The sequence below is a fragment of the Acutalibacter sp. 1XD8-33 genome (genome assembly GCF_003612555.1).
Classification (GTDB): domain Bacteria; phylum Bacillota; class Clostridia; order Oscillospirales; family Acutalibacteraceae; genus Acutalibacter.
In genome coordinates this window covers 369,274-382,994 of record NZ_RAZF01000001.1, presented here as the reverse complement: position 1 = coordinate 382,994, position 13,721 = coordinate 369,274, and the positions used below count along the sequence as shown (strand labels likewise).

General features: G+C 59.5%; 16 protein-coding genes. 13 read left to right on the top strand and 3 right to left on the bottom strand.

The genetic code is table 11. The annotated features are described in order from the left end of the window. Nucleotides 1–98 precede the first annotated feature (98 nt). The 3 genes from larE to D7X94_RS01780 all read right to left on the bottom strand — a co-directional run bounded on the left by larE (nt 99) and on the right by D7X94_RS01780 (nt 3,120). The gene (gene larE / locus D7X94_RS01790; protein WP_120425966.1) at nt 99–845 is read right to left on the bottom strand and encodes an ATP-dependent sacrificial sulfur transferase LarE; all 747 of its coding nucleotides are present in this window, start codon (nt 843–845) and stop codon (nt 99–101) included. 519 nt (nt 846–1,364) lie between these two features. Continuing rightward, entirely contained in the window at nt 1,365–2,072 is a 708-nt protein-coding gene (locus D7X94_RS01785; protein ID WP_158590850.1) for a PilZ domain-containing protein, read from the bottom strand. Between the two features lie 115 nt (nt 2,073–2,187). Beyond that, nucleotides 2,188–3,120, bottom strand: coding sequence for a DUF1848 domain-containing protein (locus D7X94_RS01780; protein ID WP_120425964.1), 933 nt, complete (start codon nt 3,118–3,120; stop codon nt 2,188–2,190). A gap of 187 nt (nt 3,121–3,307) precedes the next feature. On the opposite strand from D7X94_RS01780, the gene D7X94_RS01775 reads away from it, so the two are divergent. The 13 genes from D7X94_RS01775 (at nt 3,308) to D7X94_RS01715 (ending at nt 13,709) form a co-directional block, all read left to right on the top strand. Then, nucleotides 3,308–4,258, top strand: a complete 951-nt coding sequence (locus D7X94_RS01775; RefSeq protein ID WP_120425963.1) for an L-lactate dehydrogenase — start codon at nt 3,308–3,310, stop codon at nt 4,256–4,258. A gap of 432 nt (nt 4,259–4,690) precedes the next feature. After that, a complete protein-coding gene (ylxM, locus tag D7X94_RS01770) occupies nt 4,691–5,059 on the top strand; it encodes a YlxM family DNA-binding protein (protein WP_120425962.1) in 369 nt (122 codons plus the stop codon). Nucleotides 5,060–5,593: 534 nt separating this feature from the next. Next, a complete protein-coding gene (ffh, locus tag D7X94_RS01765) occupies nt 5,594–6,946 on the top strand; it encodes a signal recognition particle protein (RefSeq protein WP_120425961.1) in 1,353 nt (450 codons plus the stop codon). 9 nt (nt 6,947–6,955) lie between these two features. Continuing rightward, the gene (locus D7X94_RS01760) at nt 6,956–7,312 is read left to right on the top strand and encodes a VOC family protein (RefSeq protein WP_120425960.1); all 357 of its coding nucleotides are present in this window, start codon (nt 6,956–6,958) and stop codon (nt 7,310–7,312) included. Continuing rightward, entirely contained in the window at nt 7,309–7,590 is a 282-nt protein-coding gene (locus D7X94_RS01755; protein WP_120425959.1) for a hypothetical protein, read from the top strand. Before D7X94_RS01760 ends, D7X94_RS01755 begins: the two co-directional genes overlap by 4 nt. Further along, a complete protein-coding gene (locus tag D7X94_RS01750; protein WP_120425958.1) occupies nt 7,591–7,947 on the top strand; it encodes a hypothetical protein in 357 nt (118 codons plus the stop codon). A 48-nt stretch (nt 7,948–7,995) separates the two neighbouring features. Then, complete coding sequence (rpsP, locus tag D7X94_RS01745; protein ID WP_120425957.1) at nt 7,996–8,238, top strand: 30S ribosomal protein S16; 243 nt, start codon at nt 7,996–7,998, stop codon at nt 8,236–8,238. A gap of 37 nt (nt 8,239–8,275) precedes the next feature. Beyond that, nucleotides 8,276–8,506 carry a KH domain-containing protein gene (locus D7X94_RS01740; protein WP_120425956.1) on the top strand — a complete coding sequence of 77 codons (231 nt, stop codon included), beginning with the start codon at nt 8,276–8,278 and terminating at the stop codon, nt 8,504–8,506. A gap of 680 nt (nt 8,507–9,186) precedes the next feature. Next, a complete protein-coding gene (gene rimM, locus D7X94_RS01735) occupies nt 9,187–9,708 on the top strand; it encodes a ribosome maturation factor RimM (RefSeq protein WP_120425955.1) in 522 nt (173 codons plus the stop codon). Next, a complete protein-coding gene (gene trmD, locus D7X94_RS01730) occupies nt 9,708–10,412 on the top strand; it encodes a tRNA (guanosine(37)-N1)-methyltransferase TrmD (protein ID WP_120425954.1) in 705 nt (234 codons plus the stop codon). Before rimM ends, trmD begins: the two co-directional genes overlap by 1 nt. 452 nt (nt 10,413–10,864) lie before the next feature. Then, entirely contained in the window at nt 10,865–11,128 is a 264-nt protein-coding gene (locus D7X94_RS01725) for an HPr family phosphocarrier protein (RefSeq protein ID WP_120425953.1), read from the top strand. Nucleotides 11,129–11,195: 67 nt separating this feature from the next. Then, nucleotides 11,196–13,094, top strand: coding sequence for an excinuclease ABC subunit UvrC (gene uvrC / locus D7X94_RS01720; RefSeq protein ID WP_120425952.1), 1,899 nt, complete (start codon nt 11,196–11,198; stop codon nt 13,092–13,094). A 174-nt stretch (nt 13,095–13,268) separates the two neighbouring features. Further along, nucleotides 13,269–13,709 (top strand): hypothetical protein, encoded by a 441-nt coding sequence (locus tag D7X94_RS01715; RefSeq protein ID WP_147401640.1) that lies wholly within the window; start codon nt 13,269–13,271, stop codon nt 13,707–13,709. Nucleotides 13,710–13,721 lie beyond the last annotated feature (12 nt).

Below are 13,721 nucleotides of genomic sequence, written 5' to 3'. Positions count from 1 at the left end.
GAGGTATGCCTCTTTTGAACCAGGCGGCGCAGCAACTGCTGTGCCGCCCAGCTTGAAAATCGGTATATACCGATTTTCAAGTGCGTTTACTATAAACGCTATCCACGGGGTTGCAGGTCCAGCAGCACCGCGGGAAAAAGCTCTCCCAGCCGGGCCAAAATATCCCGCCGTTTCTCTAGGGCCATGTCAAACTGCTCTTCCCGCACCTGAATCCGCGCGCTGCCATGGAATACCCGTACCCGAAAATCCGCAAACCCCAGGCCAGACAGAAACGTTTCTGCCTGCTCCACCTTTGACAGCTCCTCGGGAGATATCCACCGGCCTGTGGGAATTCGGGTGGCCAGGCAGGCATAGGCCGGTTTGTTCCAGGTGAACAGACCCGCCTCTTTCGACAGCGCCCTCACCTGGTCCTTGGTAAGCCCGCACTCCCGCAGGGGGGAGCGCACAGAAAGCTCTCCCAGAGCCCTCATGCCCGGACGGTCCTCCGCGCTGTCGGAGGCGTTGGTGCCGTCTATCACCACCGGGTAGCCCAGGGCCGCGGCGGCCTTCTTCAGCGCGGAAAACAGCTTCTGCTTGCACCAATAGCAGCGGTCCGGCGGATTGATTCGGACCATCTCCTGGCTTAAAATGTCCTCTTCCACCACATGCAGTTCCACCCCCAGCTCCTGGCAGAGCCGCCGGGCGTCCTCCAACTCAAAGGCCGGCTGAAACATGGTTTTGATAAAGAAAGCACCAACATCCGCGCCGCCTTTCTTCCCTGCATATAGAAGATAGGCGGAATCCACCCCACCGGAGAGCCCCAGCGCCACCTTGGGGTTCTCTATAAAAAAGTCTGTCAGATCCACTTTCTTCCCTCCTTTTATTTGAAAGCACTATACTTTCTGATAGCCAGTGGCTACGCGCACGATCTCTCAGAAAGTATACTTTATTGAAAGCGGTGCTCGCTTCGCTGCGCTTGGACTCTGGCGGTTCAGGAGTTTCTTCTCACCTGCCGGTTCGGTCGGCGCTTGACGGTCCCCACTGGGGACCAGCGCCCCCAGACCCCAGACCAGCTGTAAACTTGGCATTGCCAAATATACAGCTGGTCCGGCCAAGGCTATTCAGGGTAAAGGTTTTGATCGAGCTTTTTCAAAAGCTCGCAGGGTGTGGGGTGAGCGTCTGCCGGATACTTGGCGAAGCCAAGTATTGCAGACAATGCTGCGAACTGACCGAGCCGGCAGGCGAGGCCGGAGTTTCACGGTCTCGCCTGCCGGCTCGGTCGTCGCTGGACAGTCTCCACTGGAGACTAGCACCCTTGCCGTAGCCGCCGATCTGTGGCGGCGGAGGCCACACAGTATTACGCTCAAAACCCATAGATAAGAGCGTTACGGATAGGTTTCGTTCCACTCTTTGCGGCTGTCCGTTTGCAGGTTGTACAAAGTGCGGGTGAGGGAGGTGAGCTCATCCTCGCTGAGCTGGGCGAACAGAATGCCATAGCGGTACATGCCGGAATCGTTGAACTCGCCGCCCCGGACAATCTGGCCTAAAAAGGTCATGGTGGGATAGTCTTTCAGCTTGAACCGTACCCGGAGAACCTCGTCCTCTGGATGTATGTATTCCGACTCCACGCAGGCGCCGCTGGTGCTCAGGTCCACCAGAGTGCATTTTTCCGGCCGAGAGAACCGTTCGTCATCCTGGCGGTAGAGAGAGGCGGGGATGTTCATGGGCAGGCGGAAAGTGAGGCGCTGGTTGGTGACGCGCTGGGCCGTCAGGTTGGAGACCCGGAAGATAATCCGCGAGGACTCCTGGACGGTGGCGCTCAGGTTAAAGGAGTTGAACCGCCGGTTGTAGCCCCGGATGGAGACGGCGCTGCCCACAGGGCAGATGGTGAAGGCCAGGCAGCCGGGCATGCGTTCCAGGGTGAGGCCGTCCTGCGAGAACGCGGTGAGCCGGGCGGTAAACAGCAGCTTGCCGTCTGAGGAGACAATGTCCAGGGCCATACCCTCATACAGCTCGGGAAACTCCTCTAAGGCCAGACTTTGAGAGGCGTCCTCCTGGCCTTTATGGGAAAACAGATTTTTCAGAAAGCTCATATATACCATCCTTTTCCCCAGGGAATAGGGGACGGACAGCCCAAACACCCATCCCCCGGCAGGAAATTTATTGTAACTTATTATACCCTATTTTCTCGGGAAATGTCAATAGGGGTTAACGGTTAAAAAGGCTTTGCTGGGCGCTGGCACAGCTGCGGGCTTGCCGCGGGACAATCTGGTCCTCCGGGCCCGGGTGGCCCAGAAGCAGAGGGGAACTCGGGTCGTGGGCGGGAGAGGCGGCGGAAGGGCTGTGGTTGGCATAGCAGTAGAGACAGCCGTTGGGGCAGGAGCTGTACGCGCCCACGTCAACGCTTTCCACGCAGCCGCAGTGAGGACGCTGTCCTTTGGCCTTGGGGACGGAGAGGGGGACCCCCAAGAGCTGGGAAAAGACGCGGCTGTCCACGCACCGGGCGGGCTCTATGCCATAGAGGGCCAGGGACAGCTCTTCCGCGCAGGCGGTCAGCCGCAGGCCATACTCCCGGGCGATGGAGGCCAGCTCCTGGGCGAAAGCGGCCTGCCGGGCGGGCGAGGGCCGCTCCAGCCCCAGCCGGGCGGCGGCTTTTTTCATGCATCGGTAGTAGTCCAGAAAGCTGATGGTGCATTCCCGGGCATAGGGGGCCAGCAGCCGGGCGTATTCCCGAAAGCGGGAGAGGTGGAAATCCCAGGTGTAGGCAGAAGAGAGGAAGATGGGGTCATACCGCCAGATCATCCGCTGGGACCCGATCTGCCGGGAAAGCTGCTGGAAAGCGGGGATGACGCGCTCCCGTTTGTCCGGCACCCCGGGCTCGATTTCCGGCCCATAGGGGGTGATCGTGAACTGGAAATAGTAGGGATAACCCTGGAGAGCGTCCAGGCGGGAGAGCATGGGGATGGGGTTTTTGGTCCAGAAAACGATTCCGTCCACGATCCCGGGGGACAGGTCCACGCGGCTGATCTGCCGGGGATTCATGGGGTTGCGCACCAGCAGAAAGCCCTCTTGAAGGCGGCGGAGAAACCAGGGAAAATAGTGGGCGGGGAGGTCGGTGCGACGGCTGGCGCTGAGGATCATGAAAGGCCTCCTTTGGGATTCGTTTAAGTGATATTGTATACTTTCCCCTCATACTGTTATGTCCACCATACCACCTTGCGAGAGACTTGTCAATAGAAATTTCACAAATTCTGGAAGATGTTTTGTGATAAAAGCTGGTTTTTCGGGGAGAATAAAGCACATCAATTGAGAAAGGCGGGGAATCAAAATGTGCAATAATAAGCGGAAAATCGTTCTGGTGGGCGCGGGCATGGTGGGCATGAGCTTCGCCTATTCCGCCCTGAACCGTTCCCTCTGCGACGAGATGGTGCTGGTAGACGTGAACAAGCGCCGGGCCCAGGGCGAGGCCATGGACCTGAACCACGGGGTGGCCTTTGCCAGCTCCACCATGAAAATCTACGCGGGCGAGTACGCCGACTGCGGGGACGCGGATATCGTGGTCATCTGCGCCGGGGTGAACCAGAAGCCCGGCGAGTCCCGGCTGGAGCTCCTCAAGCGCAACGCGGCGGTGTTCCAGTCCATCATCGAGCCGGTGGTGCGCTCCGGCTTCGGGGGCGTGTTCCTGGTGGCCACAAACCCCGTGGACATCATGACCCGGGTGACCTACGAGCTCTCAGGCTTCAACCCCAACCGGGTCTTTGGCAGTGGCACCACCCTGGACACCGCCCGGCTGCGGTATCTTCTGGGGGAATACTTCTCTGTGGACCCCAGGAACATGCACGCCTATGTGATGGGCGAGCACGGGGACAGCGAGTTCGTGCCCTGGAGCCAGGCCATGATCGCCACCAAGTCCGTACTGGACGTGTGCGGGCAGTCCGGAGGGAAATACCAGATCGAAGAGATGCAGCGCCTCAGCGGCGAGGTACGGGACGCTGCCCAGCGGATTATCGAGGCGAAAAACGCCACCTACTACGGCATCGGCATGGCCCTGGTGCGTATCTGCCGGGCGGTTCTGGGGGACGAGAACAGCGTGCTCACGGTCTCCGCCCGGCTGCGGGGGGAGTACGGCCAGAAGGGCGTCTATGCCGGCGTGCCCTGCATTGTCAATGGCAATGGCGTGGACCGGGTGCTGGAATTGCAGCTCACCGGGGAGGAGCGGGAGCAGATGGACGCCTCCTGTCGGATCCTCCAGGAAAGCTACGCTGGGATGGAGATGTAGACATTGAGAAGGCCCGCCTTTTGTGGCGGGCTTTTTCTCTGCATTCAAATTCCTGTTGGTGCGGCTTTTATAGTAAACCGCTGCCCTGAGTGGACGGTTGGCCTTCTGATTACATAAGAAACCCGAAGGGGAATCGACTGGAAAGGAGGGCAAGCTGATGAGTGACTTTGAGTTGTTATCGATCATGACAATGCTGCTGGCCCTTGTGGTCGTGGCACTCAAGGAAGCAAAAAAGTAACGTAAACCGGGCCAGCCGTCTATTGGCAGTGCTTTTTCTATACTTGTTATACCAAGGCGCTCCGGCTTTGTCAAGCCTCTATGTCGTTACATATTTTTTCTGAGATTTCCTGTTGACAAACGTCGCCGGACAGTGTATAATCATTTGGTGTAAAGATATACCCTTTACAGATTGCGGCGCGAGGAGGGGTGGCCATGGCAAAAGATTTGAAAATCTCCTATCTGCTGGACTTCTATGGGGACATGCTCACCGAAACCCAGCGGGAGGCCGTGGACGCCTACTATAACCAGGACATGTCCCTCTCCGAGATCGCCGGGGACCGGGACATCAGCCGCCAGGGCGTGCGGGACTCTATCAAGCGGGCGGAGCAGCAGCTTTTGGAAATGGAGGAGAGGTTGGGGCTTGCCCGGCGCTTCCAGGACATGCAGAGCACTCTGGCCGTGATCTGCGACTGCGCCCTGAACATCCAGGAGCTGAACGCCCAGGGGGGCGCTGTGCCGGAGATCGACGAGAACGCCGCGCGGATTCTGGCCTATGCCCAAGAGATCGCTGACAGGGACTAGCGATCTCTGAGATCGCTGATAAGGACGGGAGTTTTTATATGGGCGCGTGGGTGCGCGCGAGAGCGGATTGCGGGGCACAAGTCCGGGCGGGAGCTTTTGGCTGGGATACTGCGCTTAGAGCTGGCTGATTCCGGGGTCCAAGGGCTTTGTCCCGCCTGCTTTGCAGTCGGGATAAGAAACCCCCGACGAGGGTTTCTTACGGAAAACAGTCCACCGGACTGTTTTCCTATCTTCCTGCGTTGTTTTCTCAGGAGGTTAAGGTCAAGAGATAAGACCTTGAGGGCTACGCGAGTCTCGCCTGCCGGCTCGGTCGGTTCGCGGCGTGTCTGCCACTGGCAGACGCTCACCCCTCAAACTCCCCGCCAGCTTAAGACCAGCTGGACCGGTCAATGTTGTTCCGTAAGACGTTCACGACGAGCAAAGCGAGGAGTGGGTAAAAGTTTTTGAGACTTACCGAAGGTAACGTCTTAAACTTCTTTTCAAAAAGTTTGTGGGGTGTGGGGCAACGCCCCACGGTCTTAGGGAGGGAGCAAGATGGCATTTGAAGGCTTGGCGGAGAAGCTGAGCAATTCGTTCAAAAAACTGAGAGGCAAGGGCAAGCTGAGCGAGGCGGACGTAAAGGAAGCCATGCGGGAGGTGCGTCTGGCCCTTTTGGAGGCCGACGTCAACTATAAAGTTGCCAAGGAGCTCACCGGGAAGATCACCGAGCGGGCCGTGGGCGCGGAGGTCATGGAGAGCCTCACCCCCGCCCAGATGGTGATCAAGATCGTCAACGAGGAGCTTACCGCCCTGATGGGCGGCAGCGAGGAGCGGCTGAAAAGCCCCGCCCGCCCGCCGGCCATCGTCATGCTGTGCGGCCTGCAGGGCGCGGGCAAAACCACCCACGCCGCCAAGCTGGCCTATCTGTTGAAGAGCCAGGGGCACAGGCCCCTGCTGGTGGCCGGAGACGTGTACCGCCCGGCGGCCATCAAGCAGCTCCAGGTCATGGGGGAGAAGGCCGGGGCCCCGGTGTTCGAGCGGGGGACCCAGGATCCCGTGGAGACCGCCAGAGAGGCCGTGCGCCACGCCCGGGACTACGGCCACGACTACGTCCTCATCGACACGGCAGGCCGGCTGCAAATTGACGAGCAGCTCATGGACGAGCTCCGGCGGATGAAGGAGGCCGTAGAGCCTACGGATGTGCTGTTGGTGGTGGACGCCATGATCGGCCAGGAGTCGGTGAACGTGGCCAAAACCTTCGACGAGCTGCTGGACATCACCGGCGTCATCCTCACCAAGCTGGACGGCGACACCCGGGGCGGCGCGGCCCTGTCCATCAAGGCCGTTACCGGCAAGCCCATTAAGTTCGCGGGCACCGGGGAAAAGCTGGACGGCCTGGAGGTGTTCCACCCGGACCGGATGGCCGGCCGGATTCTGGGCATGGGCGACGTGCTCAGCCTCATCGAGGACGCCCAGCTGCGCCTGGACGAAAAGGCCGCCGCCAAAACTGCCGAGCGGCTGATGCACAATAAGCTGGACCTGAACGATATGCTGGAGCAGTTCCAGCAGGTGAAGAAAATGGGCCCCATCAAGGGGATTCTCCAGAAGCTGCCCGGCGTGGGCGGCAAGCTGGACGATATGGACATTGATGACCGGATCATGGACCGCACCGCCGCCATCATCCTCTCCATGACCCCCTACGAGCGCTCCCATCCGGACGTGCTGAATGCCTCCCGGAAAAAGCGCATCGCCGCGGGCTGCGGCCAGAAGGTGGAGGACGTGAACCGCCTATTGAACCAGTTCAAGCAGACCCAGAAGCTGATGAAGCAGTTCGGCGGCAAGAAGGGCAAAAAGATGATGCGCGGCCTGGGCAATCTGGGCGGCATGGGCGGCGGAATGCCGTTTTAGGAGGGCGCTGTGAGGATTGGAGAGGTGTGCCTTTTGACCCGGGACGTGCCCCGGCTGGCGGAGTTTTATCGGAAGCTGCTGGGTGTGGAGCCCGGCGGGGACAGGGAAGATCCCGAGCATCAGTTTGTGCTCACAGAGGAGACCGCTTTGGCGGTGATGTGGGCCGAAGGTCCCTTTGAGGGCCGGAACGCGGTGCTGGCTTTCACCGTGGAGGATATGGACGCGGCCTACGCCAGGGTGCTGGAGCTGGGCGCGGAGATCATCGAGCCGCCCACAGAGCGTCCCTGGGGCGCGGTGAATATGAGCTTTCGGGACCCGGACGGCAGTACCGTGTATTTGCGAAAGCTGGTGAAGGAGTTCCCATGAAAAGAGAGTTCGCGCAGTGCCCAGAGGCCGTCGATGAGGGCAGGCTGTTCGGGTTCGCCGCCTGGCAGGAGTATGTGGCGGCGGTGCCCGCTCCTTTGGTTGCGGTGACAGGATACAAGCTAAACGGCAAGGCCAATGTGACCATGCAGTCCTGGTGCGCCATGCACGGGGACCATATGCTGTTCGCCGGGGTGGACAAAGGCAGCCATCTCTATTCAGATTGCCAGAGAGGCGGGGGAGCTGGCGGTGAATTTCCCCACGGCGGAGAGTTTTCATAAATGTATGCGCACCATCCAGCACAACGGCTGGGACGAGGACGAGATCGCGGCGGCGGGTTTGACCGCCGAGCCCTCCAGGCTGGTGAACGCCCCCGGATCGCGGAGTGCCCCCTGAGCCTGGAGTGCCGCTGCCTTTGGGAGCGGGAGCTGGAGCCAGGGGACCGGAATGTGGTCCTCTGCCTGAAGGTGGTGAACGTGGCCATGGATCCGGCGCTGTATGAGGGAGGCCGCTATGGTCCCAAAGGCTATCTCTACAATATCCGGTCCCGGGGCAACCCGGAGACGGGAGAGCGAAAACCGGCCATGCTGGGGGTTCTCACAGAGCTGGGGACCTATGATGAAATCCAAGTTGAGTAAGGGAAAGCCCCTTTTCATAGAAAAACTACTATTATGGAGGTAAGAACAATGGCTGTAAAAATCAGGCTGCGCCGCATGGGCGCGAAGAAAAACCCCTTCTACCGCATCGTGGTGGCGGATTCCCGCTTCCCCCGGGACGGGCGTTTTATCGAGGAAATTGGGTATTATAACCCCATGGAAGAGCCCAGCGTGGTAAAGCTGGACCCCGAAAAGGCCAAGAAGTGGATCGAGAACGGTGCCCAGCCCACAGACACGGTGCGGGACCTGTTCAAGAAGCACGGCGTGATCTAAAACTTCAGAACTTCTAAAAAGAAGGAGGACAAAGACAATGCAGGATCTTTTAAAAGCCATCGCCTCTGGGCTGGTGGAGAAGCCCGAGGAGGTCTCCGTCACCAGCGAAGAGGGGGAAAACGGCGTGACCGTCTATCATCTCCATGTGGCGGAGGATGATATGGGCCGGGTCATCGGCAAACAGGGCCGTATCGCCAAGGCCATCCGCGTGGTGATGCGCGCCGCCGCCACCCGCAACGACATGAAGATTATGGTGGAGATCGACTGAGCCTGTTGAAAAGCGGGCTCTGGCGCAGGCAAAGGGCGTTTACGCGGTTCCGCGTAGCCCTTTTTTGCTATGCTTTTGCGGTAACGATACTTTTTGAGGGATTGTGTGCGTAGCCATTTATCCTTCAGAAAGTATATTATATGGGGGCGTGGCTTGCCCAATGGCTGAATGAAGGGCACAAGGCTGGGCGGGCGAGTTGGCTGGGATACAGTGCACCGAGCTGGCCTTTGTCGCATCCGCCCCGCTCGCATTTTGCGGCAAGCCGCAAAATGGCCGTGGGGAAACAGGCTTTGCCTGTTTCCCCGGCGGTTCGTCCTTCGGACGAACCCGAGCGCAGCGAGTGTTAACCTATTATTCACCACCCGCAAAAATTGCGCTTCTCAGGTGTTAAGGTCAAAGACAAGACCGTGGGACGTTGCTAAGGCACACCCTACCACCTTTGAAAAGGTGGACGAAACTTTTACCCTGGTTAGCTTGGCGAAACAATAAAAGCGTTCACGACGAATGAAGTGAGGAGGCAGGGTGCGTTTGCACCCAGCTTGGCAGAGTTTTCGCCGGACTTTTGCGTAGCAAAAGACAGCCGTTTCACGGCTGGGGCGGAAACTCATGACACACGGCGAAACCCAGCTTTACTTTTTCGCCATTCTTCGCGCCGTGTGCCACGATCTTAGGAGGGAGCCATGAAGAGATATCTGGAAGCGGGGAAGATTGTGCGCACCCACGGGGTGCGGGGCGAGCTCTGCTTGGAGCCCTGGGCGGACTCGGCGGAATTTCTGCGCCAAGTGAAAGAGTTCTATTTTGACGAAGAGGGACGCCGTCCGGCGGGCCTTGTGGGGTCCCGTGTCCATAAGGGACGGCTGCTGGTCACCCTGGAGGGCGTGGACACTGTGGAGAAGGGCGATGCCCTTCGGGGCCGGGTGCTCTGGCTGGACCGGGAGGAGATCCGCCTGGAAGAGGGCCGGTTCTTCCTCCAGGACCTCATTGGCCTGCGGGCCGTGGACGGCGTCACCGGGGAGGAATATGGGACCCTGGCCGAAGTGCTGAACACCCCCGCCAACGACGTGTACCGCATCGTGAAGGGAGAGAGGGAGTACCTTTTCCCGGCGGTGAAGCATATGATAAAGCGGGTGGACCTGGAGGCCGGGGAGATCGCCCTGCTGCCCATTCCAGGCATCTTCGACGGCGATGGGGAGGAAGCCTGATGCGTATCGACATTTTCACCCTGTTCCCGGAGATGTTTCCCCCAGCCCTGGAAAACAGCATCGTGGGCCGGGCCCGGCGGCGGGGCTTTTTACAGGTCTGCTGCCACCAGCTGCGGGACTTTTCCCCGGACCGGCGGGGCCGGGTGGACGACACGGTGTTCGGCGGCGGGAAAGGGATGCTTCTGGCGGCGGAGCCCTTTGCCCGGGGCCTGGATGCCCTTTCCGAGCATCTGGGGCAAAGGCCCTGCGTGGTATACCTTTCCCCCAGGGGCCGGGTGCTGGACCAGCAAAAAGCCCGGGAGCTGGCGGAGCTGCCCGCCCTGGCCCTGCTGTGCGGCCACTACGAGGGGGTGGACCAGCGGCTTCTGGACGAGTACCAGGCGGAGGAGATCTCCGTGGGCGACTATGTGCTTACCGGCGGGGAGCTGCCCGCCATGATCCTTACGGACGCGGTAAGCCGGATGCTGCCCGGGGTGCTCTCCGACCAGAGCTGCTTCCAAGAGGAGAGCCATTTTTCCGGGCTGCTGGAGTATCCCCAGTATACCCGGCCCGAGGTCTGGCGGGGCCGCGCCGTGCCCAAAATCCTCTTAAGCGGGAACCACGGGGAGATTGAGGCCTGGAGAAGGCGGGAATCCCTCACGATAACAGAGAAAAACCGGCCGGATCTTTTGGCTAAATTCGCCCAGAAAAAGGAAAAGGGCTAGGAATATGTAGTGCAAAACTGGGGAAGAATACCATATGTGGGAAGAGAAGGGGCCTTTCGGACACGAGAATGTCAAAAACTTTCCACAGTCTTATGCAACCCGCACAATTTGCGGATAAAAACAAATTCATACTCTGTTCATGCAAACGAAAATGAGATTAACTTGTTGACGGCGGCGTGAAATATGGTATAATTACCTTAATTTCCAAGGTTCTTTGAAGTCTTTCGAAGGACAGTAGAGTCTTTTTTAGAACCGGAGAAAAAGCCGGCGCTTCGTCTCAGGCCCGGCGGATCCCAGAAAAGGCCCTGGAAAACAACGCCGCCCTTTTGATTGACCTTTTTAGGGAGCCGTCCGTTTTGGACGCGAAGGCGGCTTTTTAAGGTTTTAGAACAGACTCTAGGTTTCCAAAGCCCGAACGGCGATTTCAAAATTCTGTAGGAGAGTGAATGTACATGTGCGCAAAGGAAGTATTGGTCCAGAATCAGGTCGGATTGCATGCCCGCCCGGCAACCTTCTTTATTCAGAAGGCCAACGAGTTTAAATCCTCTATTTGGGTAGAGAAAGAGGAGCGGCGGGTGAACGCCAAGAGCTTGCTTGGAGTGTTGAGCCTTGGCATCGTAGGCGGCGTAACCATTCGTATAATTGCAGACGGCTCTGATGAACAGGAAGCTGTGGACGCGCTGGTAGCACTGGTGAATTCCGGCTTCGCAGAGTAAACTGCACCAAAAAGGCACCGCGTAATGGCGGTGCTTTTTTCTTGATTTCAGAAAGGAGGCGGGAGAGATGGACCCCCAGGAAAAAAAGCGGGAGCTGCGCCGCAAGGCCATGCAGCTGCCCCTGACCCCGGGCGTGTACCTGATGCACAACCAGGCCGGGGAGATCATCTACATCGGCAAGGCCAAGGCCCTGAAGAACCGGGTGAGCCAGTATTTCGGGTCGGAGAAAAACCACGACGCCAAGGTGCGCAAGATGGTGTCCAACGTGGACTGGTTCGAGTATATCCTCACGGACAGCGAGTTCGAGGCCTTCGTGCTGGAGAGCAGCCTCATCAAGCAGCACCAGCCCAAGTACAACATCCTCTTGAAGGACGACAAGGGCTACTGCTATATCCGGGTCAGCGGGGGCAGCTGGCCCAGGATCTCCGCCGTTTTGCAGGTGGAGGATGACGGGGCCAAGTACATCGGCCCGTATCTCAGCTACTGGTCCATCCGGGAGACCGTGGACGCCGCCCGAAAGATCTTCCGCCTGCCGGACTGCAACCGGAAGTTCCCCCAGGACTTCGGCAAAAGCCGCCCCTGTCTGAACTTCTACATCGACCAGTGCTGCGCCCCCTGCCGGGGGAGGATCAGCGAGGCGGACTATAACGAGGCCTTTCAGCAGGCCCTGGACTTTGTGAAGGGCGGCAGCAGCACCTCTGTGCGGGAGCTGGAAAAGCGTATGGAGCAGGCGGCGGAGGCCCTGGACTTTGAGCGGGCGGCCCGGCTGCGGGACCGGATCAACGCCATCAACAAGCTGAAGGACCGGCAGAAGGTGGTGGCCAGCCGGGTGGAGGAGCAGGACGTGTTCGCCCTGGCCCAGGGGGAGAGCCAGACGGCCTTCGAGGTGTTCCGCTTCACCGGGGGAAAGCTCAGCGACCGGGAGAGCTTCCTCACGGAGGGCTGCCAGCCGGATCCGGAGGCCCGATCCGAGTTTCTGCGGCAGTACTACTCCATCCGGGACCGAATCCCCCCGGTACTCACCATGGATGGGCCCGTGGAGGACCAGGAGCTGGTGGCCCGGTGGCTTTCGGAGAAGCGGGGCCGGGGGGTGAAGATCAACGTGCCCCAGAAGGGGAGCCAGAGGCAGCTGGTGGAGATGTGCCGGAGCAACGCGGCGGAGAATCTGGCCCAGCAGAGCGGCCTCTCCGGCCGGGACGCCTCCGCACTGGACGAGCTGCGGCGGCTTCTGGGCCTGGAGAAGGCCCCGGCCTATATTGAGTGCTACGACATCTCCAACCTGCAAGGCGGGGAGAACGTGGCGGGCATGGTGGTGTTCGAGAACGGCAGGCCCCTGAAGTCCGCCTACCGGCGGTTCAAGATCCAGACTGTGGAGGGCCAGGACGACTACGGCTCCATGCGGGAGGTGATCCGCCGGCGCTTCCAGGAGTACCGGGCTCACCAGGCCCAGGGGGACGGAGAGGGCTTCGGCCGGATGCCGGACTTGATTCTGCTGGACGGCGGCAAGGGGCACGTGAACGCCGTGCAGCCTGTTCTGCAGGAGATGGGCGTGGGCGCGCCCCTCTACGGCCTGGTGAAGGACGACAAGCACCGCACCCGGGCCATTGCCCTGTCCGGGGGGGAGATCGCCATCACCTCCACCCGGCGGGCCTTTACCCTGCTCTCTACCATCCAGGACGAGGTGCACCGGTTCGCCATTGGATACCACCGGCAGCAGCGGAAAAAGTCGGCCATTTCCAGCACCCTTCTCTCCATCGAGGGGGTGGGCCCCGCCCGGGCCAAGGCCCTGCTGAAGCACTTCAAGACGGTTTCTGCGGTGGCGGAAGCGGACCTGAAAGAACTGGAGGCCGCTCCGGGGATGACGAAACCGGCGGCGAAGCGGGTTTTTGAGCATTTTCATGGGGAAGAAGAGGTGAAAACCGGGGAAAATCCAGGAAAAACCGGGGAAATTCCAGCAAAAGGTTGACATTCGCCCGGGAAAATGGCATAATGCACATGATGCCAATCATGGTGAAATGAGATAGCGGAGCTTCGTCATGCCCGGAAACGCACTCAGCTGGCCAACGTAAAATGTTTCGTAGACTTCGTGAAACGAAGTCTTACCTTTCTCAAAGGTTGCGGGGTGTGGGGCAGCGGTCCCATGGTCTTGACCTTGACCTTAACACCTGAGAAGCACATTTTTGCGGGTGAATTTGCGCAAGAATTGCGCAAAGAGGGCGCTTTTTGCAAGAGAAAAAGCGCCCTGGAAACCGGAACCAGCGAGCCTTGTGTGGCGGGCAAGCCTTTCGTTCGCTTTGCAGATGCAAAGCGAAACAAGAAACCCCATACGTGGGTTTCTTGCGGGAAACAGTCCACCGGACTGTTTCCCTATCTTCCCGCGTTATTTTCTCATGAGTTTAAGGGCAAGGTCGTGGGCCTGCGCGGCCCACACCCGCGCCAGCGTAAGGCCCGCTGGACCGGCCAATGTGTGGAGCTCTTCCGCTCTCAGCCAGCTGAGCGCGCGAGCGTACCAGCCATAACGCGCGCCTTGCCCATTGAAATCTGGACGCGTTTTCGGGCCCAAAAGGCCCCCATACCATAAAACAAAAACCAA